Annotated in this window: 22 protein-coding genes and 1 pseudogene; 14 read left to right on the forward strand and 9 right to left on the reverse strand. The window is 74.6% G+C overall.

What is annotated here, in order from left to right:
• Window positions 1–46: 46 nt before the first annotated feature.
• The 3 genes and pseudogenes from V5D56_RS05315 to V5D56_RS05325 form a co-directional block, all read left to right on the forward strand.
• Window positions 47–520, forward strand: a pseudogene (locus tag V5D56_RS05315) (MaoC family dehydratase); the annotation flags it as partial.
• A gap of 209 nt (window positions 521–729) precedes the next feature.
• Window positions 730–1,632, forward strand: a complete 903-nt coding sequence (locus V5D56_RS05320) for an HpcH/HpaI aldolase/citrate lyase family protein (protein WP_435738011.1) — start codon at window positions 730–732, stop codon at window positions 1,630–1,632.
• A gap of 149 nt (window positions 1,633–1,781) precedes the next feature.
• Window positions 1,782–4,022, forward strand: a complete 2,241-nt coding sequence (locus V5D56_RS05325) for an immunity protein Imm33 domain-containing protein (RefSeq protein WP_435738012.1) — start codon at window positions 1,782–1,784, stop codon at window positions 4,020–4,022.
• Window positions 4,023–4,033: 11 nt separating this feature from the next.
• Here V5D56_RS05325 and pntB read toward each other — a convergent pair whose 3' ends face one another.
• Both pntB and V5D56_RS05335 read right to left on the reverse strand, forming a co-directional pair.
• Entirely contained in the window at window positions 4,034–5,428 is a 1,395-nt protein-coding gene (pntB, locus tag V5D56_RS05330) for a Re/Si-specific NAD(P)(+) transhydrogenase subunit beta (RefSeq protein ID WP_435738013.1), read from the reverse strand.
• Complete coding sequence (locus tag V5D56_RS05335; protein ID WP_435738014.1) at window positions 5,425–7,017, reverse strand: Re/Si-specific NAD(P)(+) transhydrogenase subunit alpha; 1,593 nt, start codon at window positions 7,015–7,017, stop codon at window positions 5,425–5,427. The genes pntB and V5D56_RS05335 overlap by 4 nt, the downstream gene beginning before the upstream one ends.
• Window positions 7,018–7,262: 245 nt before the next feature.
• On the opposite strand from V5D56_RS05335, the gene V5D56_RS05340 reads away from it, so the two are divergent.
• On the forward strand, window positions 7,263–7,601 hold the full coding sequence (locus V5D56_RS05340; protein ID WP_435738015.1) for a hypothetical protein: 339 nt from the start codon (window positions 7,263–7,265) through the stop codon (window positions 7,599–7,601).
• 7 nt (window positions 7,602–7,608) lie between these two features.
• On the opposite strand, the gene V5D56_RS05345 is transcribed toward V5D56_RS05340, so the two are convergent.
• Window positions 7,609–10,419, reverse strand: coding sequence for a flippase-like domain-containing protein (locus V5D56_RS05345; protein WP_435738016.1), 2,811 nt, complete (start codon window positions 10,417–10,419; stop codon window positions 7,609–7,611).
• Between the two features lie 196 nt (window positions 10,420–10,615).
• Here V5D56_RS05345 and V5D56_RS05350 point away from each other — a divergent pair, with 196 nt between their 5' ends.
• The 3 genes from V5D56_RS05350 to V5D56_RS05360 all read left to right on the forward strand — a co-directional run bounded on the left by V5D56_RS05350 (window position 10,616) and on the right by V5D56_RS05360 (window position 13,261).
• A complete protein-coding gene (locus V5D56_RS05350; RefSeq protein WP_435738017.1) occupies window positions 10,616–11,512 on the forward strand; it encodes an HdeD family acid-resistance protein in 897 nt (298 codons plus the stop codon).
• Window positions 11,513–11,547: 35 nt separating this feature from the next.
• Window positions 11,548–12,573 (forward strand): class A beta-lactamase, encoded by a 1,026-nt coding sequence (bla, locus tag V5D56_RS05355; RefSeq protein ID WP_435738018.1) that lies wholly within the window; start codon window positions 11,548–11,550, stop codon window positions 12,571–12,573.
• Between the two features lie 88 nt (window positions 12,574–12,661).
• Window positions 12,662–13,261 carry a DUF6993 domain-containing protein gene (locus tag V5D56_RS05360; protein WP_435738019.1) on the forward strand — a complete coding sequence of 200 codons (600 nt, stop codon included), beginning with the start codon at window positions 12,662–12,664 and terminating at the stop codon, window positions 13,259–13,261.
• An 84-nt stretch (window positions 13,262–13,345) separates the two neighbouring features.
• Here the strand turns inward: V5D56_RS05360 and V5D56_RS05365 are convergent, their stop codons facing one another.
• The 3 genes from V5D56_RS05365 to V5D56_RS05375 all read right to left on the reverse strand — a co-directional run bounded on the left by V5D56_RS05365 (window position 13,346) and on the right by V5D56_RS05375 (window position 15,615).
• Window positions 13,346–14,194: a CPBP family intramembrane glutamic endopeptidase gene (locus V5D56_RS05365; protein WP_435738020.1), complete on the reverse strand. Its 849-nt coding sequence runs from the start codon at window positions 14,192–14,194 to the stop codon at window positions 13,346–13,348.
• Window positions 14,195–14,344: 150 nt separating this feature from the next.
• Window positions 14,345–14,650 carry a hypothetical protein gene (locus V5D56_RS05370; protein ID WP_435738021.1) on the reverse strand — a complete coding sequence of 102 codons (306 nt, stop codon included), beginning with the start codon at window positions 14,648–14,650 and terminating at the stop codon, window positions 14,345–14,347.
• Window positions 14,647–15,615 (reverse strand): SPFH domain-containing protein, encoded by a 969-nt coding sequence (locus tag V5D56_RS05375; RefSeq protein WP_435738022.1) that lies wholly within the window; start codon window positions 15,613–15,615, stop codon window positions 14,647–14,649. Before V5D56_RS05375 ends, V5D56_RS05370 begins: the two co-directional genes overlap by 4 nt.
• A gap of 262 nt (window positions 15,616–15,877) precedes the next feature.
• On the opposite strand from V5D56_RS05375, the gene V5D56_RS05380 reads away from it, so the two are divergent.
• From V5D56_RS05380 to V5D56_RS05395, 4 genes are read left to right on the forward strand one after another with little or no spacing between them, the layout of a single operon-like run.
• Complete coding sequence (locus tag V5D56_RS05380; RefSeq protein ID WP_435738023.1) at window positions 15,878–16,576, forward strand: hypothetical protein; 699 nt, start codon at window positions 15,878–15,880, stop codon at window positions 16,574–16,576.
• Window positions 16,569–16,874, forward strand: coding sequence for a transcriptional regulator (locus V5D56_RS05385; RefSeq protein ID WP_435738024.1), 306 nt, complete (start codon window positions 16,569–16,571; stop codon window positions 16,872–16,874). Before V5D56_RS05380 ends, V5D56_RS05385 begins: the two co-directional genes overlap by 8 nt.
• Window positions 16,871–17,926: an ABC transporter ATP-binding protein gene (locus V5D56_RS05390; protein ID WP_435738025.1), complete on the forward strand. Its 1,056-nt coding sequence runs from the start codon at window positions 16,871–16,873 to the stop codon at window positions 17,924–17,926. The genes V5D56_RS05385 and V5D56_RS05390 overlap by 4 nt, the downstream gene beginning before the upstream one ends.
• A complete protein-coding gene (locus V5D56_RS05395) occupies window positions 17,923–18,750 on the forward strand; it encodes an ABC transporter permease (protein WP_435738026.1) in 828 nt (275 codons plus the stop codon). Before V5D56_RS05390 ends, V5D56_RS05395 begins: the two co-directional genes overlap by 4 nt.
• Window positions 18,751–18,895: 145 nt before the next feature.
• Here V5D56_RS05395 and V5D56_RS05400 read toward each other — a convergent pair whose 3' ends face one another.
• The 3 genes from V5D56_RS05400 to V5D56_RS05410 form a co-directional block, all read right to left on the reverse strand.
• Window positions 18,896–21,835: a heavy metal translocating P-type ATPase gene (locus V5D56_RS05400; protein ID WP_435738027.1), complete on the reverse strand. Its 2,940-nt coding sequence runs from the start codon at window positions 21,833–21,835 to the stop codon at window positions 18,896–18,898.
• Window positions 21,836–22,147: 312 nt separating this feature from the next.
• Window positions 22,148–22,513, reverse strand: a complete 366-nt coding sequence (locus tag V5D56_RS05405; protein ID WP_435738028.1) for a heavy-metal-associated domain-containing protein — start codon at window positions 22,511–22,513, stop codon at window positions 22,148–22,150.
• A 70-nt stretch (window positions 22,514–22,583) separates the two neighbouring features.
• The gene (locus tag V5D56_RS05410; RefSeq protein ID WP_435738029.1) at window positions 22,584–22,925 is read right to left on the reverse strand and encodes a metal-sensitive transcriptional regulator; all 342 of its coding nucleotides are present in this window, start codon (window positions 22,923–22,925) and stop codon (window positions 22,584–22,586) included.
• Between the two features lie 179 nt (window positions 22,926–23,104).
• On the opposite strand from V5D56_RS05410, the gene V5D56_RS05415 reads away from it, so the two are divergent.
• From V5D56_RS05415 to V5D56_RS05425, 3 genes are all read left to right on the forward strand, one after another.
• On the forward strand, window positions 23,105–23,584 hold the full coding sequence (locus tag V5D56_RS05415; protein WP_435738030.1) for a hypothetical protein: 480 nt from the start codon (window positions 23,105–23,107) through the stop codon (window positions 23,582–23,584).
• A gap of 93 nt (window positions 23,585–23,677) precedes the next feature.
• Window positions 23,678–24,781 carry a DUF2330 domain-containing protein gene (locus V5D56_RS05420; RefSeq protein ID WP_435738031.1) on the forward strand — a complete coding sequence of 368 codons (1,104 nt, stop codon included), beginning with the start codon at window positions 23,678–23,680 and terminating at the stop codon, window positions 24,779–24,781.
• A 190-nt stretch (window positions 24,782–24,971) separates the two neighbouring features.
• Window positions 24,972–25,571 carry an HdeD family acid-resistance protein gene (locus tag V5D56_RS05425; RefSeq protein WP_435738032.1) on the forward strand — a complete coding sequence of 200 codons (600 nt, stop codon included), beginning with the start codon at window positions 24,972–24,974 and terminating at the stop codon, window positions 25,569–25,571.
• The last annotated feature ends 76 nt before the right edge of the window (window positions 25,572–25,647 follow it).

Below are 25,647 nucleotides of genomic sequence, written 5' to 3' on the forward strand. Positions count from 1 at the left end.
CGTTCTCGGCGGACGTCGCCGGGGCCGGAGGAGCGGGAGGAGCAGCATGCGCGAGGTGGTCCAGCGGGGCCTGTACTACGACGAGCTCGAGCCGGGCGTGGTGTACCGCCACCGTCCCGGCCGCACTCTGACCGAGGCCGACGACGTCCTGTTCTCCACGCTCACGATGAACCACCAGGCGCTCCACCTCGACGCGGCGTGGGCCGCGACGCAGCCGTTCGGGCAGCGGCTCGTGAACTCGATGATGACGCTGTCGACGCTCGTCGGGCTGTCGGTCGGGCAGCTCACGCAGGGCACGATCGTCGCGAACCTCGGGTTCCGCGACGTCGAGTTCCCGAAGCCCGTGTTCCACGGCGACACGCTCTACGCCGAGACCGAGGTCGTCGAGAAGCGCCTGTCCGCGTCGCGCCCCGGGCAGGGCGTCGTCACGCTCGAGCACCGCGGCCTCAACCAGCGCGGCGAGCTCGTCGCCCGGGCGGTCCGCACGGCGCTGTTCTGGACGCGCGCAGCCCACACGGCCGCCGTCGTGCCCGCGGCTGCAGAGCCGGCGGGGCCCGCCGAACCCCGGGTTGTGCGGCCATCGGAGCCTTCAGCGCCGCACAACCCAGGGTTCGGCACCGGCACCGGCACCGGTACCGGCACCGGCACCGGTACCGGCACCGGCACCAGCACCGGTACCGGCACCGGCGCCGACCCGCGCCTCGCCGTCGGCGACGAGGAGGGCGCGTGGTGAGCGACGGCGTCGGGCACGGGGCGGACGGCGCGCGGCGCGTGCCGGGCGTGCGGGACCCGTTCGGCCTGGGGCCGGCGCTGCTGTTCTGCCCGGGGGACCGGCCCGACCGGTTCGGCAAGGCCGCGGACCGGGCGGACGCGGTGATCCTCGACCTCGAGGACGCGGTCGCGCCGGCCCTGAAGGACGTCGCGCGCCGTGCCGTCGTCGAGGCGTCGGCGACCCTGGACCCGGCCCGCACGATCGTGCGGGTCAACGCCGTCGGCACGCGCGAGCACGCGCTCGACGTCGCGGCGCTCGCGGACACGCGGCTGCGCACGGTCATGGTCGCGAAGGCCGGGCCGGAGCTCCTCTCGTCGCTGCCCGCTCTCGCGAGCACGCTCCCCGGCGTGCGCGTCGTGGCGTTGTGCGAGACCGCGGCGGGGGTCCTCGCGGCGCCCGAGCTGGCGGGCCGGGACGAGGTCGTCGCGCTCATGTGGGGGGCGGAGGACCTCGTCGCGTCGCTCGGGGGCACGTCGAGCCGGCGCGCGGACGGCTCCTACCGCGACGTCGCGCGGCACGCCCGCGCGGCCGTGCTGCTCGCGGCGGGGGCGGCGGGCACGGCGGCGATCGACGCCGTGCACGTGGACATCGCGGACCTGGACGGGCTGCGCGCCGAGGCCGAGGACGCCGTCGCGAGCGGCTTCGCGGCGACGGCGTGCATCCACCCGAGCCACGTCCCGGTGATCCGCACGGCCTACGCGCCGACCCCGGACCAGCTCGCGGCCGCCCGGTCGCTGCTCGAGGCGGCCGCGACGAACCCTTCCGGGCCGGACGCGGTGTTCACGCACGAGGGCCGCATGGTCGACGGGCCCGTGTTCCGGCACGCGGAGGCCGTGCTGCGGCGCGCCCCGCGGACGTGACGGCGCGCTCGGAACCAGCGCACGCGCTCGTCGCACGGGTCCGCAGGTCGTCGCCCGACGCCTGCTGCCCCGACGGCCGGCACCGCATGGGGAGCGCTCCCCATGAACGTCGGCGCGAGATCGCGCCGACAGACCGTAGCCTCGTCCGCGTGACCGACGCGAACCCGCAGCCCCAGCAGTCCCAGCACTGGACCGAAGGGTTCCCCCACCTGGCGGAGCGTGCGGCGACCCTCCTCGGCATCGACGTCGCGACCGCCGCGCGGCACAGCAAGGTGGTCCCTGGCGGCTTCCACGTGTGGACGCCGGGTCGCGGCGGTGCGCAGGCCGTCGTCGGGTTCGACGGCGCGGCGTACGTGCGCGAGTCGTGCTTCCCCCAGAGCCAGATGGTGCAGGCGTTCTCCGCCGGACAGCGCAACGACGCGACGCTCGCCGAGCGCCCGATCAACCACGCGGCGTCCGCCGTGGCCTCGATGGTGGGGCTCCTCAAGGGCGGTGAGGCACGGACGGCGACGCCGACGGGTCCGAGCGAGGCCGAGCTCGCCGAGCTCATGGGCGGCGCGTTCGAGCAGACGACCCCCGACGAGATCGCCGAGCGCCTGCGCGGGGGCGGTGAGGGGGCCTTCGCGATCGTCGGCGTCGACCGCGCGCACGGTCCGGGGCACTGGTACGTCGCCCTGTTCGACGGCGAGCACGTCCACGCGCTCGACCCGATCGCCAACGGCCGCACCGAGTGGCCGCCGCCCGCGGCCGACGCGGTCCGCTGGTGGGCCAACGGCGCACCGACGCGGGCACCGGAGACGGTCACCGCGGAGACCCGCTCCCGTCACGGTCGTCGCGTGTGGGTCCGCACCACGCCCGCCCTGCTGCCGTGGACGAAGGCCCTGCTCGACTGGTACGCGTCCACCGATCCCGTGAACGTCGCCGCAGGCCGCGGAACCTGGTACGGGTTCTGGTGGGCCGCGCTCTCGCCGGACGGCGACGACCTGCGGGTCGCGGCCACGGACCTCACGAAGGACGGCATCGCGACCCTCACGTGGGACGTCGACCCGATGCTCGACGTCCACCGCCAGCAGCGTCAGCTCGAGCGCTTCTGCCGGACCGGGTGGCAGCCCACGCGGTTCACGGAGACCGTGCTCGTCTACAACGGGGTGTACGACGCCCCGGAGATGCATGTCGAGCGGACGTCCCCCCGGGGGGACGGCGCCTCGGGCTGGGTCGTCAAGCCCATCGCCGAGCAGCCGCGCGGCGGGCTCGTCCCCGTGCCCGCGCACGAGCTGTACCGCAGGGCACCCCACCTCGCGCGCTACCTCTCGCTCCCGGACGGCTTCCGTGCCGTCTGGTCGGACGGGCGCACGAGCCGGCTCTGGAACCCTGCCGGGGAGCTCGTCTGGGACGCGGACGCCCGCGACCAGGACGCCGCCACCGACCGCCCTGCGCAGCCCGCGCAGCCCGTGGCGCCGGCCCAGCCGGCGGCCCAGCCCGTGGCGCCGGCCCAGCCGGCAGCCCAGCCTGTGGCGCCCGCCCAGCCCGAGGCCGCGTCGTCGCGCGGCGCGGAGCGACCTGCCGGAGGGACGGCGTTCGAGGTGGCGGCGGCGGCCGTCCGGGATCCGGCGCCGGACGCCGAGCGGCTGCTGGCCGCGGCCCAGGGACTGCGCGACGCCTTCACCCGCAACGAGCACCTGATCGGTCTCCTGCCGCCGCACGCGGCGCAGCTCATGCTCATGGCGTACCAGAAGGCCGACGAGGTCGGTTCGAGCACCGGGCGGCCCGACGTCGCGCGCGAGGCCGCGCTGGCATGGGCGCGCGAGCGGTACTTCCGTGAGCTCTACCCGGCGGACGACGTCGCGGCGCGGGTCGACCGCCTCGTCGCCGACGACCCCGACGGAGCCGCCCACGTGCTGCGCGGCTGGATGCGGTACAACGGCTACGGCTACGCGAAGGACGCCGCGGCGTCGGTCCGCGACCACGAGGTGGCCGCCGAGCGCGGCAACGCCGACGCGCTGTTCGAGCTCTCCGTGCTCACCGCGACGGGACAGGGGGTGGCGGCGGACCCGGCGAGGTCGCGCGACTACCTCGAGCGCGCGGCCGCGGCCGGTCACCCCCGTGCCCTCTACAACGTCGCCGCGCAGCACGCCACGGGCGACGGGCGGCCCCGCGACCCGCAGCGCGCGCTCGCGCTGTACGTGCAGGCGGGTGAGCAGGGCAACGGTCGCGCGCTGTTCACGGCGGGCATCATGACGCTGACCGGCGACGGCACGCTCCCCGACCCGGCGCGCGCCGCGACGCTGCTCCAGGAGGCGCAGGACCTGGGCTTCGACGTCGCCGGTGCCGCGGCGCAGCTCCCCGAGGTCCTCGAACGCCAGGTGGTGGCGGCCCTCGGCGGTGCCTGACCGGGGGCCCCTCAGCCGACCCGCAGGTGGGCCACGATGCCCTCGACCCCGTCCTTCGCGTCACCGAAGAGCATCGAGGTGTTGTCGCGGAAGAACAGCGGGTTCTGCACGCCCGCGTAGCCGGTGGCCATCGACCGCTTGAAGACGACGACGTCGCGCGCCTCCCACACGTGCAGCACCGGCATGCCCGCGATGGGCGAACCCGGGTCGTCGAGCGCGGCGGGGTTGACGGTGTCGTTGGCGCCGATGACGAGGACGACGTCGGTGTCGGGGAAGCGGTCGTTGACCTCGTCCATCTCGAACACGACGTCGTACGGCACGCGGGCCTCGGCGAGCAGCACGTTCATGTGTCCCGGCAGGCGGCCGGCCACCGGGTGCACGCCGAACCGCACATCGACGCCGCGTGACCGCAGCAGCTCGACGAGCTCCGCGACGGGGTACTGCGCCTTCGCGACGGCCATGCCGTAGCCCGGGGTGATGACGACGCTGCGCGCGTCGGCGAGGAGGCGCGCGACGTCCTCGGCGTGGGTCTCGCGGTGCTCGCCCTGCTCGTCGCCGGACGACGAGACCGTGCCCTCCTCCGCGCCGAAGCCGCCGAGGATGACGGAGACGAACGACCGGTTCATGGCCCGGCACATGATGTACGACAGGATCGCGCCGGAAGACCCCACGAGTGCGCCGGTGACGATGAGCAGGTCGTTGCTCAGCATGAAGCCCGCCGCGGCGGCGGCCCAGCCGGAGTACGAGTTGAGCATGGAGACGACGACGGGCATGTCGCCGCCGCCGATCGACGCGACGAGGTGCCAGCCGAGCGCCAGCGCGACGGCGGTCAAGAGCAGCAGCGGCCAGACCGACGGCGCCCCGACGAACCACACCAGGAGACCGACGCTCGCGACGAGCGCCGCGAGGTTGAGCAGGTTGCGGCCGGGGAGCTGCAGCGGCGCGGACCGGGCCCGTCCCGAGAGCTTGAGGTACGCGACGACGGACCCCGTGAACGTCACGGAGCCGACGAGGACGCCGAGGTACACCTCGACGAGGTGCGCCGGGTCGTGTCCCTCCGTGAGGTAGGAGTTGTAACCGACCAGCACGGCGGCCAGGCCGACGAAGCTGTGGAGGATCGCGATGAGCTCGGGCATCTGCGTCATCTCGACGCGTCGCGCGCGCCACGTCCCGACGACCGCCCCGACGAGGAGCACGCACGCGATGAGCAGCGCGGTGACGAGAGCCGGGCGACGGCTCGTGTCGAGCGCGAGGACGATCGTCGCGCCGAGCGCGAGCGCCATGCCGACGGCGCCCGCGACGTTGCCGCGCCGCGCGGTCTCCTGCCGGGACAGGCCCGCGAGGCTGAGGACGAACAGCAGGGCCGCGAGGACGTAGACGGCCTGGGCGACGGACGTGGGTGTCATCGGGTCACCGCCGACGTGTCCCGCCGGAACATGCGGATCATGCGGTTCGCCACGAGGAACCCGCCGAAGATGTTGATGCTCGCGACGGCCGCCGCGACGCACGCGAGGGTCGTGACGAGCCAGTCGTCCGAGCCGATCTGCAGGAGCGCCCCGACGAGGATGATGCCGGAGATCGCGTTCGTCTGGGCCATGAGCGGCGTGTGCAGCGAGTGCGTCACGTGCGAGATGACGTAGTACCCGACCACGACGGCGAGCAGGAAGACCGTCACGTGCCCGACGAGCGACGGCGGCGAGAACGACAGCGCGAGCGTCACGAGCACCGCGGCGAGCGCGGCCCCGACGAGGCGACGGCGCCCACGGAGCGCGCGGCGCTGCTCCGCCTCGGCCGCCGCGGAGGCAGCCCGCTCCGCGGCGACGGCAGGGTCCTCCGGGGGTGCGGGCTCACCGGGCGGTGGTGGCGCCGCGCTCACCGCCACGGGCGGCGGCGGCCACAGGACCTCGCCGTCGCGCGCGACGGTCATGCCGCGCTGCACCGGGTCGTCGAGGTCGAGGACGGGCACGCCGTCCTTCCCGGGCGTGAGCAGCTCGAGCAGGTGCACGACGTTCGTCCCGAGGAGCTGCGACGTGTGCTGCGGGAGACGTCCGGGCAGGTCCGTCCAGCCGAGGACGACGACCCCGCCGTCGGTCACGACGCGCTCGCCCGGGACGGTGACCTCGCAGTTCCCCCCGCCGGACGCGGCGAGGTCGACGACGACGCTCCCCGGGCGCATGCCCGCGACCGCCGCCGCGGTGAGGGTGCGCGGCGCGACGCCCCGCACGAGCGCCGTCGTGACGACGACGTCCGCGTCGGCCGCCTCGCGCGCGTAGACCTCGAGCGCGTGCTGCTCCTGCTCGGGCGTGAGCGGACGCGCGTACCCGTCGGCGTTCATGTGCTGCTGCGCCTCGGGCGCGCGCACGGCGACGCCCCCGAGCGACTCGATCTGCTCCGCGGCCTCGGTGCGCACGTCGAACGCACGCACCTGCGCGCCGAGGCTCGACGCCGTTCCCACCGCCGCGAGCCCGGCGACGCCGCCGCCGATGACGAAGACCTTCGCGGGCGGCGTCTTGCCCGCGGCGGTGACCTGCCCGGCGAACATCCCGCCGTACTCCTGTGCCGCCTCGACGACCGCGCGGTAGCCCGCGACGTTCGACAGCGTGCTGAGCACGTCGAGCGCCTGGGCGCGCGAGATGCGCGGGACGGCGTCGAGCGCGAGGGCCGTCACCCCGGCACGGGCGAGGCGCTCGACGAGCTCCGGCCGGCTGCCCGGGTAGAGCATCGCGACGAGCGTCGCGCCCGGGCGCAGCAGAGCGACCTGGTCGTCCGTCGGGGCGCTGACCGCGACGACGACGTCGGCGCCCCACGCCGTCGCGGCGTCGACGACCGACGCCCCGGCGTCCGCGTACGCCCTGTCGGCGAACGTGGCGCGCGCCCCGGCGTCGTGCTCGACGACGACCTCGTACCCGAGCGCGCGCAGGCGCTCCACCGTCCTCGGGGTCGCGGCGACGAGCCGCTCCCCGTCCCTCACCTCGCGGGGGACACCGATCCTCACGTGCGGGCTCCTCGCAGTCGTCGAACATCGTCGAACATGGCCGAGCATCACCGAGCTCGTCGGCCTCGCTGCCGACGGGTGCGCCGCGAGCCTACCGAGTCGGCGTGCGGAGCCGACCGGGTCCGACGTCCCGGACCTGGCGCCGGACTGTCCGGACGGGGAGCGCTCCCCATCGTGGGGGGTGGCGGCAGGTCGTCCTCGTCCGCCATGATCGGCCCCGACATCAACCGATCTCTGGGGGATCCATGCGCCGCAGCACGTCCGTCCGTCTCGCCCGCACGCTCACGCTCGTCCCGGCCGCCGCCCTCTGCGCCGGGGTCCTCACCGCCTGCTCGTTCAACGCCAACCTCACGGTGCCCGCGTCGACGATCGCGGCGGACGCGGAGCGCGCGCTGGCGGACATCGGTGAGGCGGACGTCGACTGCGGCGACGAGAGCGTCGACCTCGTGAACGACGAGGTCGTCGAGTGCGAGCTCACGGACCCCGCGACCGGCACGCTCTACGACCTGACCGTCACGCTGTCCGAGGTCGACGGCACGGACTACCACGTCGACGTCCAGGTCGCCGACGAGCCCAAGGCCTGACCGCGGGCTACAGGTCGCCCTTCTTCTGGAGGTAGCGCATCGCGGCCCAGCCGAACGGGATGCGCCCCCAGTACGTCGCGACGCGGAACAGCACGGTGGCCGACGTCGCGAGCGCCACGGGAACCCCCGCGGCCGTGAGGCCCGCGGTGAGCGCGAGCTCGATCGTGCCGAGGCCGCCCGGGGTGGGCACGGCCGCGCCCGCCGCGTTGCCGACGAGGTAGATCACCGCGACGTCGACCAGCGACAGCTCCTGGCCGAACGCCGCGAGCGCCGCGTCGAACGCGAGCACGTACCCGAGCGTCATGACGACGTTCCCGCCGAACCCGAGCGCGAGCCGGCCCGGCTGACCGAGCAGCTCCGACAGGCGCGGCCACACCTGCTGCAGCGTGGGCCGGAGCTTCGCGAGCACCCAGTTGCGGACGGCCGGGACGAGCAGCGTCGCGAGGACCGCGAGGGCGACGCCGCCGATCGCGAGCAGGACCGTCGTCGACGGGAGCTGCACCAGGCCGCCGTCGCCCGTGAAGATCGACAGGACGACGAGCAGCAGGATCGTCACGACGAACTGCGACACCTGGACCAGGCCGACGGTCGCGACGGCGACCGGCGTCGAGACTCCCCGCTTCTGGAGCATGCGCAGGTTGAGCGCCGCCGGGCCGATGCCGGCCGGTGCCGCCAGGGCGACGAACGACCCGGCGGCCTGCGTGAGCGTGGCCCGGATCATCGGCAGGTGCACGGGTGAGAACGCGACGAAGGTCAGGGCCGCGCCGACCCACGTGAGGACGCCGAGCGCGAACGAGACGACCGCCCACCACGGGTTGGCCTCGGAGACGGCCTCGGTGATCTCCGCGAAGTTGATGCTCGTGACGATGACGGTCACCGCGACCACGGCGAGCGCGAGCGTGATGACCGTGCGGGCGCCGAAGCGGGTGATGCGCTGCGGCTCCACGTCCGCCTCGGGCAGCCGTTCTACGAGCGCGGCGCGCAGCTCCTTGAGCAGCTCCTTGTCCTGCCGCATCTCCTCGCGCGTGCTCGGGGGCAGCGCGATGGACTGCAGCAACGGCCCGATCGCGGCGATGTCGTCGTCGGGCAGCACGCTCACCGCGGACTCGACGGCCCGGCGCGCGCCGACGCGCAGCGCGAGCAGCGCGACCATCTGCGCGAGGTCCATGCGCCGCGCGAGCTGCGACGACGCGATGTCGCCCTGGTCCCACCCCGTGAGCCAGACCTCCGGGGCGCCGGTGGCAGGCTCCCGCGAGACGAGCACGACGTCGGACGTGAGCGCCCGGTGCGCGATGCCGGCGGAGTGCGCGAGCGTGAGCTGGCGCCACGCCTCGTTGAGCACGGAGTCGGTGACGCGCTCGGCAGGGAGGTCCCGCAGGGAGACGGCGCCCACGGCGTGCTCCTGGACGAGCACCATCGAGTCGGCCGCCTCGGCGACGCCCAGGAGGCGTGGGGTGCGGATGCCCGCCGCGCGGGCGGCGTAGTTGAGGAGCGCGGTCCGCTCGGCCGCGGCGCGCAGCGAGATCGCGGTGCGGCCCTCCAGGCCGCGCAGCCGGAGCGAGCGCCAGAACCGGGTGAGGAAGCCGACGACCTGCCGGTCGCCGTCGAGCACGACGACGTCGCGACGCCCGCCGTCCTCGTCGAGCATGGCGTAGACGCGGTTGTCGCCGGCGCGGGTCAGGGCGATCGCGGCGGGGTCGGACGGCGCGGCCTCGCCCGTGCCCTCGGGAGGTCCGGCCGGGTCCTGCGGGTCGGGCGCCGTGTCCTCGTCGGCGTGCGGCGCGCCCGCGAGGTGGTGCCGCGCGAGGGCGGCGTCGGCCGTGAGGACCGTCCCGGCGTCGTGCCCCGCACCCGGCGCGCGCAGCACGCCGACGTGGACCTCGGAGGTGATGTGGCCCTCGGCGTCGACCTCGGTGATCGGGTCGTCGGCCGCCTCGGCGAGCTCGTCGTCGTCGGTGACGTCCCGCACGCGCACGAGCGCGACGGGGGCGAACCCGGCGCGGCGCACGCCCGCGACGAGCTCGGGGCCGTAAGCGCGCTCGCTGCGCACGCCGGACACGTACCGGACGGCGAGACCGGCGACGCGCCCGAGCAGGAGCGCGATGAGGATGCCGGGCAGCGAGACCTGGCCCGTGACGAGCACGACGCCGATGGCGACGAAGATGAGGTTCCACGACCACGCGACGGTCCGGCGCCTCGTGCGGGTGCCGGCGGCGGTGAGCAGGCCGCCGAGCGCGGCGACGTAGCCCGGGATCGTGAGCCTCCACTCGCCCTGCGTGAAGATCGACAGCCCGCGCACGAGATCGTCGGTACCCCACGCCGTCACGGCGAGCGTCACGAGGATGCCGAGCAGGAGCCCGAGCGCGGCAGCCACGATGGACTCCACGACCTGCCGCCCGAGCCGGCGGACCCCCAGCTCGATGAGGACGGCCGTCGGGACGAACAGGGTGACGAGCCCCTCGAGCACGGCCACGGGGACGAAGAGCACGCGGGCGAGGATGTCGGAGAAGTTCTGCACGTCCTCCGCGACGCCCTCCGTCGTCCCGTGCGCGAAGACCGACATGAGCATGACGAGCGCCACGCCCACCGCGCACAGGACCAGGTTGACGAGGTCGCTCGGGTGGCGGACACGCTGCTCCGCCGTGTCGACGACTCGGACCGTCCCCTCGTCCACGGGGGCGGGGCGCGCGAGCAGAGCCTCGAACGCGCCGGTCTGCGGCCGGGCCTCGGGCCGCGGACTCTCGGCGAGGCTGCCGACCTCCACGACCGACCCCGTGGCCGGGCGGCCCTCAGGCGTCTCGTGGGAAGTCACGGGCATGGCTGCGAGTCTAGGGCGGTGCGCCACCGCAGGCGCGGTATTTGGCCGATTCCTCCGGGTGATTCGACCCTTTCGTCCGACGGGTGGCCGCTGCGCGGCGGGCGTGGGCGCGCGAGTGTGAGCAAGCCCTCCCTAGCATGGAGGGATCGCCGGTCTCTGCGGCGGCGACCGGGCGGACTCGGACCGGGAGGTCGGCATGGCACGTGACAGGTCCGCACGCGACGGGGTGTCGCGCGACGGGGCAGCACGCGACGACGCAGGAGACGCGACGCGCGGTGGTGAGGTCGCCGCGGGGGAGCCGTCGCCGCAGGAGCGCAACCCGTTCCGCAAGGTGTGGTGGCTGCCCGTGGTGCGCGGCATCCTCCTCGTCGTCCTCGGCCTGCTCCTCATGATCGAGCCGCTCGAGCAGCTCGGGACGCTGCGCCTCGTCCTCGGGGCGTTCCTCGTGGCCGACGGCGTGCTGGTCGCCGTCCAGGGTCTGGTGCACCGGCAGCAGGTCGGGTCGGCGTGGTGGCTCGCACAGGCGGGGGTCAACGTCGTGTTCGGGGTGCTCGTGGCGTTCTGGCCGGACCTCACGCCGACTGCCCTCTACTACGTCCTCGCGGTGTGGGTGCTCGTGCTCGGCATCACGACGATCGCCGGCGCCGCGGCCCTGGCCCGCAACCGCGACCTCGGGTGGGCGTGGATGCTCGCCTTCGGGATCGTGTCGGTGCTGTTCGGGATCCTGCTCGTGACGCGACCCCTGGACGCGTTCGACGTGCTGCGCCTCGTGACGGTCGTCTTCGCGCTCTACGCGTTCGTCGCCGGGTCGATCCACGTCGTGTCCGGGTTCGCCGTGCGTGCCGTGGCGCGCGAGCTCGCGGACCTGCGCGCCCAGGCGGTCGCCGCGGGCGTCGTCGTGACCGGCGGGTCCGTGCTCGGCGCGGCCGCCGCACGGCCCGACGTCGCGCCCCCCACCGCGAGCGCGGCACCCTCGGCCAGCGTCGGGTCGACTCCCGAGCGGACCTCCGCGCCGGCCATCGACCCGTCGGTCCCGACGGCCACCGGTGGTGAGAGGACGCCGGAGGCGGACACCGGGAGCGGCACGCGCTGACGGGGTCGGCGGCAGACGTCTGACATGCTCGACCCGTGCTCGGAACCGCGGTGACGTCCGTCGACCCCCGCCCGACGGCGCCCCGCCCGACGGCGCCCCGCCGCGTCGGGGCGCTCGCCGTCGCGGTCGGGGTGCTGCTCCTCGCGGCATGCGGTGCGACCCCGGCCGTGCCGGACGCCGCGTCGTCGGCCACCTCCCCGAGCGCGTCGGCGTCGACGACGGCCGAGCCCGCGCCGAGCCCGGAACCGGTGGACCTCGGTGCTGTGGTCGCGGCCGACCTGGCGGCGCTCGAGGACGCCTACGACGCGCGGGTCGGCGTCTACGCGGTCGACACCGCGACGGGGGACCTGGTCGAGCACCGGGCCGACGAGCGCTTCGCGTACGCCTCGACGATCAAGGCGCTCGCCGCAGGGTTCGTGCTGCGGGGCGGGTCGGTCGAGGTCCTGGACGAGCCCGTGCCGGTCACGCCCGAGGACGTGTCGGGCGCGGGGTGGTCACCCGTCACCGAGTCGCTCGTGGGCGCGGACGCGACGGTGCGCGAGCTGGGCGCGGCCGCCGTGTCCGAGAGCGACAACGGCGCGTTCAACGCGCTCCTGCGCCGCCTCGGCGGACCGGAGGCGCTCCAGGCCGCGCTCGTCGACCTCGGGGACACGACGACGCTCGTGGACGCCTGGGAGCCCGAGCTCAACCGGTTCACGCCCGGCGAGCCGGCGCGGACGAGCACGCCGCGTGCGCTCGCGGACGGCGTCGCCGCCTTCGCGCTCGGGGACGAGCTGGAGCCGGGCGTCCGGGAGGAGTACGTCGGCTGGCTCACGGGCAGCACCACGGGGGACGGCACGGTCCGGGCCGGTGCGCCCGAGGGCTGGGTGGTCGGGAGCAAGACCGGCACCGCCGGCCGCTACGGGTCGCGCAACGACGTCGCGGTGGTCTGGCCGCCCGACGGCGCCCCGATCGTCCTCGCCGTGCTCACCGACCGCGCCGCCCCGGACGCCGAGCCGGACGACGCGCTGCTCGCCGACGTCGCACGGACCGTGCTCGGGGCCTACGCCGACCGGGGCTGACCAGCCTGCGGTCGCTGCCGTGTGGAGATCTCGGTGAGGTCCTGCGACGTGGCGCGCGGTCCGGTCCGGCGCGCGCAAGACTCGCCGCGTGACGACACCTCAGGACGGCGGGACCGATCGTTCCGAGCGCATCGGGCGCGCCGTCACGGGGGTGGTCGTGGGGGTGGTCGGGCTCGGGCTCGTGGTCCTCGTCGTCGTGCTCGTGGGGTACCAGGTGCTCGTCAGCGGCTGGGCGGAGCAGTACGACACGTCGACCCAGGTCGGCACGTCGGCCGAGGCGTCGACTCCGGCCCCGACGCCCTCTGGCCGCGCGTCGGCCGACGGTTCGGGCGTCTCCGCGGAGGGGCTCGACCTCTCGAACGAGGCGTACCGCGAGCGCGTCGGCTCGTCCGAGGGCCACGCGCAGGCGGCCCTCTCGTTGCCGGACGTGCAGGCGGCGCTCGAACCGCTCGTCTCCGGGGGCGCCGTCGACCAGGACGACGTGGTCTCGGCGCTGGTCGCGGCGGGCTTCGAGCACGTCCAGGTGCACGGCGGGTCGGTGCTCACGGCCGACACCTCGACGCACGTCGGGGTGGGGGTCGGTGTGCCGGGCGGGTGCGTCTACGGCGCGGTCGGCCCCGACGGCGTCACGCTCGAGGCGGGCGGCCCCATCGCGGACGGCGGGTGCCTGGAGATGCCCGGCCACTGACCCGGTCGAGAGCTCTGCCGGGTCGCCGACGTAGAGCCCCGGTCGCCGATGTAGAGCCCTGGTCGCCGACGTAGAGCCCTGGTCCTACGCCAGTCCGAGCGACTGCTTCCACTCGAGAGGCAGCACGGCGTACCCGACGAACGCGACGACGTCGAGCAGCGTGTGCGCGATCACGAGCGGCATGACGCGGTGCCGTCCCCACCTGCTCGTGTAGAACCACGAGAACACGACGCCCATGACGACGTTGCCGACGAACGGCCCGATGCCCTGGTACAGGTGGTACGAGCCGCGCAGGAGCGAGCTCGCGACGACGAACTTCACGCGCCCCCATCCGAGGTCGCGCGTCCGCTCGTACAGGTAGCCGACGGCGATGACCTCCTCGAGCAGCCCGTTCTGGAGCGCCGCGAGGATCAGGACGGGGACGGTCCACCACGCCGCGTTGAGCGCCGCGGCCTGGACCTCGACGGTGATGCCCATGGCCCGTCCGGCGAGGTAGAACGCGAGGCCCGGGATCCCGATGGCGGCGGCGAGCGCGAACCCCCAGCCGACGTCGCGCAGGGGGCGGGCGCCGTCGAGCCCGATCGCCCGGACCGCGGACCGGCCGCGCGCGCTGAGCAGGTAGAGCGCGAGCGCGACGGGCAGGACCGCGAAGAAGATCCCGACGAGCTGGTACGTGAGGTCGAGGTACGGTCGCGCCGACTGGCTGACGTTGAGGCTCGTCGACTGGTCGCGCAGCGGGGTGTCGGCGGTGAGCCGCGCGACGATGTTGATCATCGCGTAGACGGCGGACTTGCCGAGGCTCAGGCCGAGGACGATCCAGATCTCCGCGCCGATGCGGCGGCGCGTCGCGCGGTCCGGGCGCGCCGGAGCGACGGCCGTCGGGACGGCGGTCGCCGTCGCGACCGGCGCCGCGGTCGGGTCAGGGGTGGGCACCGTCCGGTTATAGCACCGCTGCCCGGGTGCGGCCTCGACGTCCGCTGGATGCTGGCTGTCCGTCGAGCACGGGTCTGCCCACCGTCGAGCACGGGACCGGCCACCGGTTCGGGGAGAATCCGGTGGCTGATCCCGTGCTCGGCGGAGACGTCAGGCGTCGCGCGGCGGGCGTCCGGGGCGGCGGACGGGCCGGACGTCGCGGGGGAGGCGGTCGGCGTCGGCCAGCGCGCGGCGCAGCAGCATCTCGATCTGTGCGTTGACGCTGCGCAGGTCGTCGGCGGCCCAGCGGGCGAGCGCGTCGTGCACGGCCGGGTCGAGCCGCAGGAGCACCGACTTGCGCGACGGCTTGCGCGGCGGGCCCGCGGGGGCGTCGTCCGCGGGCACGCCGCTGCCCGACGACGGAGCGTCACCGTCGCCGGGCACGTCCGGCCGCCGCTCGGGCGGAGCGGGCGTCACCGGTACAGCGACCCCGTGTTGACGACCGGGGTCACGCGGCTGTCGCCGCAGAGCACGACGAGCAGGTTGGACACCATCGTGGCGCGGCGCTCGTCGTCGAGCGTGACGATGTCGTCGGCCTCGAGGCGGGAGAGCGCGTCCTCGACCATCGAGACCGCGCCCTCGACGATGCGCGAGCGGGCCGCGATGATCGCGCCGGCCTGCTGGCGCTGCAGCATGGCCTGAGCGATCTCGGGGGCGTACGCGAGGTTGGAGATGCGGGCCTCGATGACCTCGACGCCCGCGACGACGACGCGCTCGGCGACCTCCGCGGCGATCTCCGCCGAGACGAGCTCGGTGGCGCCGCGCAGCGACTCCTCGCCGGCGTCGGCGTCGTCGTAGGGGTGCGACATCGCGACGTGCCGCAGCGCGGACTCGGACTGGACCACGACGAAGTCGTCGTAGTCCTCGACGGCGAAGCTCGCCTTCGCGGTGTCGGCGACCTGCCACACGACGATGGCGGCGATGTTGATGGGGTTGCCGTCGGCGTCGTTGACCTTGAGCTCGCTCGTCTCGAAGTTGCGCACGCGCACGGAGACGCGACGGCGCGTGCTGAAGGGGACCGTCGCGACGAGACCGGTGCGGCGCACCGTGCCGAGGTAGCGCCCGAAGAACTGGACCACGAGGGTCTCGCCGGGGTTGACCACGGCGACGCCCGTGGGGAGGAAGATCCCCACGAGGAAGAGGACGATGCCGGCGGTGATGAGGACGCCGGGGCTGCCGAGCTCGGCGGCCGCTGCGACGACGAGGCCGACGCCGCCGAGGACGAGCAGGGCGCTGAGCGCGATCACGCCGGCGGCGCCTCCGGCGCCGAGGGACCAGGCGGGGCGCTCGGTGACGTCGACCCGGGTCCCGGCGTGGCCCACCGGGCGGCCCACGGGCTCGCCGCCCACGGAGTCCTGCGGGGGTGCTGCGCTCTCGGTCACGGTCTCCGCCTCTCTCGCGGCCGACGAGCCGCTCCTCGATGTCTAGCCGATGTATAGCAAAATGATATCACATTATTGCGCCGTGTGACCAGCGGAGCGCCCCCCGCGCAGGAGCCCGTGGTGCCGAGCGCGACCTGGGAGTCGTCCTGGCCCGTAGCGACGCCCCTGTCGTGCTCGGCGGCGGGGGTTGTCTTCTCGCCGCATCTGTGCGAATCTACAAACAGGTTTGCAACACAAACTACTCTGCGAGGATGGCGACACGGTGAGCGAGCAGGACGAACCGAGCGGCGAGGCGGGCTCCACGCTCGACCCCGCGCAGATGCTGCGGATGATCCAGGAGCAGCAGGACCGTGCCCGCGCCGCGACGGAGCCCGACGGCCGCCTCCTGTTCCTCGCCTGGGGCGTCGCGTGGCTCGTCGGCTACCTCTGCCTCTACCTGAGCGCCGACGCCGCCGGGCAGCCCGCGCCGTGGGCGTACCTCGTGTTCTCCGGCGCGATCGTCTCGGCCGTCGCGTTCACCATCGTCCACTCGGTCGCGCGCACGGCCGGGACCCGCGGCGTCAGCGCCCGCACGAGCGCGATGTACGGCTGGTCGTGGATGCTCGGGTTCCTCGCGTTCGGGCTCGTCCTCGGCGGCCTCGGGCGCGCCGGGGCCTCCGAGGAGGTCATGGCGCTCGCGAGCAACGCGTTCGCGTGCGTCGTCGTCGGTCTCCTGTACCTCGGGGGAGCGGCGGCGTTCCAGGACGTGCGGCTCTTCGCGCTGGGGGTGTGGATCCTGCTCGTCGCCGCGGTCGCGACCTTCGCCGGGCTCCCGCTCACCTACCTCGTCATGGCGGCGCTCGGGGGTGGCGGGTTCCTCGTCATGGCCGGGATCGAGCACGGTCTGCGTGCCCGACGGCGCGGCATCGCCGCGCGCTGCGTGGGCAGCGCGTCCGGGGCGGGGGAGGCGGTCGATGCCTGACACCGAGCTCGACGCGGTCATCCACGCCCCTGCCCGGCTGCGCGTCGTCGCGACGCTCGCCGCGCTCGGCACCGGCGACGAGCTGTCCTTCCCCAAGCTGCAGAAGCTGCTCGACATGACGGCCGGCAACCTGTCGACCCACCTGCGCAAGCTCGAGGACGCGGGCTACGTCCGTGTCACCAAGACCCACGAAGGTCGCACGCCGGTCACCTACCTCGCCCTCACGCGGCGCGGGCGCGACGCGTTCGAGGACTACACCACCGCCCTGAACACCCTCCTGAGAGGAGCCGGAGCATGAGCACCCCGCGCACCGGGCCGGACGCACCCACCCGGTCCTCGTCCGTCGAGACCGGTGGGACGTCGTCGGGCACCACCGCCCGGACCGCCCCCGCGTCGTCGGGCACCGACGACCGGCGACCCGTCGTGGTCGCCGACCACGTGACGCGCCGCTTCGGGCAGGTCGTCGCGCTCGACGACGTGTCCCTCACCGTCGGCGCCGGCGAGCTCGTCGGGCTGCTCGGCCCGAACGGTGCCGGGAAGTCGACGCTCCTGTCCCTGATCAGCGGGCAGCGCAGGCCCGACACCGGGACCGTGCGCCTGTTCGACGGCGACCCGCGCAACGCGCGGAACCGCGTCTCGCTCGGCATCACGCCGCAGGAGACGGGCCTGCCCGCGACGCTCAAGGTCCGCGAGGTCGTGGACTTCGTGGGCGGGCACTACCCCGACCCGGTCCCGACCGGCGAGCTGCTCGACCAGTTCGGCCTCACGGACCTCGCCGGCCGTCAGACGGGCGCGATGTCCGGCGGGCAGAAGCGTCGTCTCGCGGTCGCGCTGTCGCTCGTCGGCCGCCCGCGCGTCGTCCTGCTCGACGAGCCGACGACCGGCCTCGACGTCGGGGCGCGCCAGGCGCTGTGGGACGCGATCCGCGCCTACCACGCCGACGGCGGGACCGTCCTCCTCACGAGCCACTACCTCGAGGAGGTGCAGGCGCTCGCGGAGCGCGTAGTCGTCATCGACCAGGGCGTGGTGCGGGCCGACGACTCGCTCGACGCGATCCTGCGCCGCGTGGCGCTGCGCCGCGTCGTCGTGGGGTCGACGACCGACCTCTCGGGACAGCCCGGCGTGGTCCGGGCGGAGCGAGCGAGTGACGGCAGGCAGGAGCTGTACACGCCCGACGGCGACGCGCTCGTCCGCGAGCTCGTCACCTCGGGCGTCGACTTCCACGACCTCGAGATCCGGGGGGCGAGCCTCGAGGAGGCGTTCGAGCAGATGGTGGCGCGCGACGTGTCAGCACCAGGCCGACCTGCGGTGCGAGCAGCGGCTGACAACTCGGTGGAGGGATCACGATGAGCACGACGGCGAGCACGACCCGCCCGGGCGAGGGCCCGGCGTCGGGCACCACGGGCGGCCGCGCGGCCCTGCCCGGACCGCTGCGTCTGACCTGGCTGCACCTGCGCTACCAGTTCCTCGAGACGGTCCGCGTGCCCATCGCGGTGCTCGGCAACCTGCTGTTCCCGGCGCTCGCGATGTTCTTCTTCGTCGTGCCGCAGGAAGCGGTCGCGGAGGACCCGCTCGCTGCGACGACGGCCGTCGCGTCGCTCGGGCTGTTCGCGATCTGCTCCGCGAGCCTGTTCACCTACGGGCTCGGCGTCGCGGAGGACCGACAGCTCCCCTTCGACCCGTTCGTGCGGTCGCTGCCCGCGGGACCCGCCCCGCGCATGGTGGCGCGCATCCTCAACGGCGGGATCTTCTCGCTGTTCGGGGTCGTGCCGCTCATCCTCATCGCGTGGTTCTTCACCGACGCGAGCGTGACGGCGACGCAGCTCCTCGCCGGGGTCGGGACCGCGCTGCTCGTCTCGGTGCCCTTCGTGCTGCTCGGCATGGCGATCGGGTACTCGCTGTCCGCGAAGGCGGCACTGCCCGTGGTGCAGGTGATCCTCTTCCCGCTCGCGTTCGCCGGCGGGCTGTTCCTCCCGCCGTTCCTCTTCCCGCCGTGGCTCGACGCGATCTCCATGGCGACACCGACGCGCGCCGGCCGTGACCTGCTCGTCCAGGCCGTCACGGGCGAGCCGGCGTACGGGCTCGCGTGGCCCGTGCTCATCGGGTGGACCGTGCTCTTCGCGGCGCTCGCGGTCGGGGCGTACCGCCGCGACGAGGGTCGTCGCTTCCGCTGACCCCGCCCGGGAGGGTGCGCGAGCGGCGTCGCGGGGTACGGGAGGGCGCGCGCGATCTACCATCCGCGCCGCTCGTCCCTCGCGGCGCTCCCGCCAGGCCCGCCACGATCGCGCGCGCCCTCCCGCACCCCGCTCCGGCGCCTCGTCAGCCCGCCGACCGCAGGCGCAGCGAGTTGCCGACGACGAGCACGGAGCTCGCCGCCATCGCGGCGCCGGCGATCATCGGGTTGAGCAGGCCGGCAGCCGCGAGCGGGATCGCCGCGACGTTGTACGCGAACGCCCAGAACAGGTTCTGCTGGATGATCCGCAGGGTCCGGCGCGACAGCCGGATCGCGGTGGCGGCGCTGCGCAGGTCGCCGCGGACGAGCGTGAGATCGCTCGCCTCGATCGCGACGTCCGTCCCGGTGCCCATCGCGAGCCCGAGGTTCGCGGTGGCGAGCGCGGCGGCGTCGTTCACGCCGTCCCCGACCATCGCCACGACGCGGCCCTCGCGCTGGAGGCGCGCGACGACATCGACCTTCTGGTCCGGCAGGACGCGCGCGATCACGTCGGTCTCCGCGATCCCGACGGCGCGCGCGGCCTCGCGTGCCGCGCCCTCGCCGTCGCCGGTGAGCAGGTAGGGGCGCAGGCCGAGCGCCTTCAGCTCGGCGACCGCTTGGGCGGACGTCGGCTTCACCGGGTCGCGCAGCACGAGGACGGCGCGCGCCGCGCCGCCCCACGCGACGACGACGGCGCTCGCCCCGGTGCGCTCGGCGTCCGCGAAGGCGTCGGCGAGGTCGGGCGACGTCGTGACGCCCAGGCCCGTGAGCCACGCCGGCTGGCCGACGAGCACGCGCCGCGCGTTGAGCGAACCGGTATCGCTCGGGGCGGTACCGTCCGGCCCGCCGGCGAGGCCGGACCCGAGGGAGAGGCCGGAGTGCGCCGTCCGCACGACCGCCTCGACGCCGCCGCCCGCTGTGCTGCGGAAGTCGAACGCCTGCAGGGAACCGATGCGGACGCCGTCGGCCCCGACCGGGACGTTCGAGCTGTCAGCATCCGGCCGCCCCCCGGCCCCGCCGAGCGCTGACACGTCGTGGGCGGCAGCGGCGATCGCCCGCGCGATCGGGTGCTCGCTCAGCGCCTCGACCGCGCCGGCGTGACGCAGGGCATCGAGCGCCTCGGCGTCGAAAAGCCCGGTGTCGTGCGACCTGTCAGCGCCCGGCCGGTCCGTGGACCGGCCCCCTGCTGACACGTCGCGCAGCGTCAGCGTGCCCGACGGCGCGACCACGGCCTCCAGCGCCATCGCGCCCTGGGTGACGGTGCCCGTCTTGTCGAGCACGACCGTGTCCACGCGCCGCGTCGACTCGAGGATCTCCGGGCCCTTGATGAGCACGCCGAGCTGCGCACCGCGGCCCGTCCCGACGAGCAGCGCCGTCGGGGTCGCGAGGCCCAGCGCGCACGGGCACGCGATGATGAGCACCGCGACGGCCGCCGTGAACGCGAACTGCGTCCCGGCGCCCGCGAGCAGCCACCCGACGAGCGTCGCCACGGCGAGCACCAGCACGATCGGCACGAACACCGCCGAGATGCGGTCCGCGAGGCGCTGCACCGGGGCCTTGCCCGTCTGCGCCTGCGACACGAGCCGACCGATCTGCGCGAGCGTCGTCTCCTCGCCCACGCGCGTCGCGCGCACGAGCAGGCTGCCCGACGTGTTCACCGTCGCACCCGTCACGTCGTCGCCCGGCGTCACGTCGACCGGCACCGGCTCGCCCGTGAGGAGCGACGTGTCGACCGCGCTCGACCCCTCGAGCACCACGCCGTCCGTCGCGACCTTGTCGCCCGGCCGCACGACGAACACGTCCCCGACCCCGAGCGCCGCGACGGGCACCCGCTCGGTGAGGCGTGCGCCGTCGGCGCCCGTGCGGGGAGTGCCGTCCGCGTCGAGGAGGACCCGCTCGGCGTCCTTGGCGCCCAGCTCGAGCAGCGACCGCAGCGCGTCGCCCGCGCGGCGGCGCGACCGGTGCTCGGCGTACCGCCCGGCGAGGAGGAACGTCGTGACGACCGCCGCGACCTCGAGGTACAGCTCGGGCGGGCCCATCTCGTCGCGCGACGGGATCAGCGACGGCTGCATGCGCATCCCGATCTCGCCCGCACCACCCAGCAGCAGCGCCCACAGGGACCACAGCGTCGCCGCGATGACGCCCAGCGACACGAGCGTGTCCATCGTCGACGCGCCGTGGCGCGCCGCCCGGAACGCCGCCCGGTGGAACGGCCACGCCGCCCACGTGACGACCGGGAGCGCGAGCACCGCGACGACCCACTGCCACGCCGGGAACTGCAGCGCGGGGATCATCGACAGGGCCAGCACCGGGACGGTGAGGACCGTCGCGACGCGCAGCCGGCGCAGGAGGTCGGTGCCGCGGTCGGTCGCCGGTGCGGAGGTCGTGGTCGTGGTCGGGTCGGCGGGGACGGGGGCGGCGTCGGGGCTCGGGCTACCCTCCGCGCCGCTCGTCCCTCGCGTCGCTCCCGCCAGGCCCACCACGCCCTTCGCCTCCGACGCCGCCCCCGTCCCCGCCTCCGCTGCCGTCTCACCGCGAGCCGTGGTGGGGGCCTTCGGGCCCGACGGCGGGGTGGTGGCTTCGGTGGCCGTCTCGCCGCGGGTGGTGGTCGGGGCCTTCGGGCCAGACGGCGGGGTGGTGGCTTCGGTGGCCGTCTCGCCGCGGGTGGTGGCCTGGGCCGTCGTGCCCGACGGCGCGGGCCCGGCTCCCGCCGTCGGCTCGCCCGGCTCTGCCGCCGAGGTGGTGCCACGGTCCTGGAGCGTGAGGGGGCGGCGGGTCGTGACGCGGGCGGTGTAGCCGGCCTTCTCGACGGCGGCGACGAGGTCGGCGTCGGGGACGTCGGCCGCGAGGGTGACGTGGGCGCTCTCGAGGGGCAGGTTGACCGTGGCGGTGACGCCGTCGACGCGGTTGAGGCGCTTCTCGACCCGGGCGACGCACGACGCGCACGTCATGCCCTCGATCGCGAGGTCGACCTCGGCGAGGGGTACGGGTGGGACGGCGGAGGCTCCGACCGTCGCGGCCGGTGCGGCCGGGGACTGCGGGGACATGAGGGTGACTCCTCGACAGGATCGTTGCGGTGTCACCGGCGGGGTCCGGGGTGGCGGACTCCGCGGCGGGCGCCGCCCCCGGGGTGGGGTGGTGGCGCGGCGCGGAGGGCCTGGGTCGCGCACGGGCGACGTGTCGGCAGGCGGTCCGCGGGTCGGTCGTGGTGCCGGGCTCGTCGGTCCCTCGGTACTTCTGTACCTCGGAAACCCTGTACCTCGGAACCTGTGTGCCCGGCGTGCCGGCCGCGCGGTGAGTGCGCGGCTCCGGTACCGGTGGCCCGCCCGCCGGGTGTCGGCGGGCGGGGCGGTCGGCGGTCAGGCGGTCGGCGGGACCTGGAGGTCGTAGGTCTTCGTCGCCGGCGCCGCGTCGGCCGAGCCGCAGCCGCACGCGCAGTCGTGCGCGGCCTGCTTCTCGGAAGCCTGCTCGGCGTACTGCGCGGCGAGCGCGTCCTGCTGGACGGCGACGGACTCGACCGCGTAGCCGGCCTCGTCGACGGCGTCACGGAGGGCCGCCTCGTCGAGCGGGTCGTCGGAGAAGACGGTGACCTCGGACGCCTCGCCGACGCGCAGCTCGACGCTGACGTTCTCGACGCCGTCCACGGCCTCGAGGTCCTTCGTGACGTGCGAGACGCAGTTGGCGCAGGTCATGCCGGTGACGCCCAGGGTGGTGACGGTGCTCATGGTGCTCCTCGGTGCTCGTGCGTGCTGGTGGTGCGGTGCTGGTTCGCGGGTGGTGCGCTCGGTGGAGGGATCAGCTGCGGACGAGGCGGGCGATCGCGTCGGCGGCCTCCTTGACCTTCGCGGCGCCCTCCTCCTCGGACTGCCGTGCTGCGTCCACGACGCAGTGGCCGAGGTGGTCCTCGACGAGCCCGATGCTCACCGCCTGCAGGGCCTTGGTCACGGCGGAGACCTGCGTGAGGATGTCGATGCAGTAGACGTCCTCGTCGATCATCCGGGCGATCCCGCGGACCTGGCCCTCGATGCGGCGCATGCGCCGGAGGTACGCCTCCTTGTCGGAGGCGTAGCCGTGCGGGCCGTCGTGGCTCACGTGCTCGTGGTGCTGGACGTCGTGGTCCGTCGCGGTGTCGGTCATGGTCTCTCCTCGTCGCCGGGCTCACCCCATCATACCCCCTGAGGGTATCTGCGCAACGTACGGCATGACACGTGTCACCCCGAGCCCGTGAGGACCGCACCCGGGCCGGTGACAGGGCGCACTGCCGCGGGGCCCGTCCTCGCGCGACGGTGGTGGGACCACGACACGAGAGGCTCGACATGACCGACATCGTCACCGCCCTGCAGGACTTCACGCTCGGGCTGCCGCCCCTGCTCCGCTGGGTCGGCGTACTCGTCGCCGCGATGGTGCCGTTCGTCGAGGCGGAGGGCGCCGCGGTCCTGGGCGTCGTGGCGGGCGTCAGCCCTCTCGTCGCGATCCCGGCCGCGGTGCTCGGCAACGCGATCGCGCTCGCTGTCGTCGTGTGGGTGATCGGCACGGCGCGCTCCGGTCTGACCCGTGGCCGGACGGCCGAGACGAGCCCCAAGCGGCAGCGCATGCGTCGCGTCTTCGACCGCTACGGCGTCCCGGGCGTCAGCCTGCTCGGGCCCCTCCTGCTGCCCAGCCACGTCACCGCCGCGGCGATGGTCGGGTTCGGCGCGCCGCGCGTGCGGGTCTTCGTGTGGGGTGTCGTCGCCGTCGCGCTCTGGGCGGTGGCGCTCGGGGCGGTCGTCTACCTCGGAGTCCAGGCGGCCGCCTGACCCGCCTGACCCGCCCGGCCCGTCGGGTCACGGCCGGATCACGATCCGTCGCCCCGCCGGGCGCGCCCCCGCGACGCGGCCTAGCCTCCCAGCATGGGGACGCGATCCGCGACGACGCGGCGGGGGGCACGTGCCGCCCTCGCCTCGGTCGCGCTCGCCGGTGGGCTCCTCGCGGCGGCGCCGCCCGCGTCCGCGTGCGCGTGCGGCGGCCTCGTCGACACCCCCGCGTACGACACGGCGGTGAGCTCCGAGTCGGCGGTCCTCCAGTGGGACGGGACCACCGAGACCCTCCTCCTCGAGCTCGAGACGCTGTCCCAGGCCCCGGAGGTCGGCCTCATCCTCCCGACGCCGGCCCCCGCCGAGGTCGCGCTCGCCGACCCGGCGGTGTTCCGCGAGCTCGACACGATCACCGCGCCCCGACCGGTCGTCGCCGACCACCGCTGGTGGCCCGAGCTCGGGTTCGGGTCCCCCGCCGACGGTGCGGGTGCGACGTCGGGCGTCGACGTGCTCGACGAGGTGCGGCTCGGACCGCTCGACGTCACGACGCTCGCGGCGACCGACGGCGCCGCGCTCGACGCCTGGCTCACCGAGCGCGGTTTCCAGCTCACGCCGTCGATCCGCGGGGCGGTCGCCCCGTACGTCGCCGAGGGCTGGACGTTCGTCGCCGCGCGCCTCGCCCCGGAGGCGGCCGCCACGTTCGACGGCACGCTCCAGCCGCTGCGTGTGACGTTCCCGAGCGACGCGCTCGTCTACCCGATGCGGATGTCGGCCGCCGCGCAGGACACCCAGCGCACCCGCACGTACGTCCTCGCCGACGGGCGCGTCGACCGCGCCGACGCGACGGCCGATCTCGCCGCGCCGCAGGTCCGCTTCGCCGGCCGCGTCGACCCGGCGACCGTGGCGAGCGACGAGCTGGCCGCGCTCCTCGGGGCGGGCGGTTACGTGACGGCGCACGAGCAGACGTTCACCGAGCCGTCCGAGGAGATCGTCTCCGACTTCGCGTTCGTCCCGGCGGCGTCCGACGTCGCCTACTCGCCCACGTACACGGTCGTCGCGGACAAGCGGATCGGCCCCTTCTTCGCCGGTCCGGTGCTCGCGTTCGGCGGCGTCCTCGCGCTGTCCGTCCTCGTCGTCTGGGCGGCCCGACGCCGGCACGCGCCGGCCCGGGTGGCCGCGCCGCGACCCGTGCGCGCCTGAGGTCGGTGCTCCCGTCGGCCGTGCCTGGTCACCGGAGCTGGGCACTCCGGAGGAGACCGCCTCCCTGACCGGTCCGAGGGCTGTGGGCGAAACGCGCGGTTCGGCGCGACACGGGCGAATCCCGGGTGTTTCATGAGGTCGAGGCGGGACGCGAACGCATCCGCGCTGCCACCCACGTGAGAGGTGCACCATGACGACGCAGGACCCCATCCTCACCGCGTTCTCCTCGACGGCCAAGCAGGTCTGGTACTGGCCGGTGCTGCGCGGCGTGCTCGCCATCGTGCTGGGCATCGTCGCCATCGCGTGGCCGGAGATCACCGCGGCCGCGATCATCTGGGTGATCGGCATCTTCGCGGTCGTCGACGGCATCGTCGAGATCGTCGAGGGCATCCGTCGCCGCGGAACCGGGAACGGCACCGCGTTCCTCGTGACGATGGGCGTCCTGAGCCTGGCGGTCGGCATCGTGCTGCTCGTCTGGCCGGGCAAGACCGCCGAGGTGCTCGTCTGGATCATCGGCTTCTGGGCCGTGGTCTACGGGCTGTTCCAGGTCGTCGCGAGCATCGACCTGCGCAAGGTGGTCGGCAGCGGCTGGGTGTGGGGCGTCGTCGCCGGCCTCCTCGGCATCGTCTTCGGCCTCCTGGTGCTGTTCAACGTGACCGCCGGGCTCGTCTCGATCGTGTGGATCCTCGCGATCTTCGCGATCCTCTGGGGCATCATGCTCATCGCGTTCGGCTTCCAGATCCGCTCGCTCGGCAAGCAGGCGGGCACCGCAGCGCAGCGCGGCTACTGACGCACGCGCCGTCGGGCACGCCCTGGCACGCAGCCGAACACGGGGTTGCCCACCGAATCCTGCGGATTCTGGTGGG

The sequence above is a fragment of the Cellulosimicrobium sp. PMB13 genome, assembly GCF_051294865.1.
Classification (GTDB): domain Bacteria; phylum Actinomycetota; class Actinomycetes; order Actinomycetales; family Cellulomonadaceae; genus Cellulosimicrobium.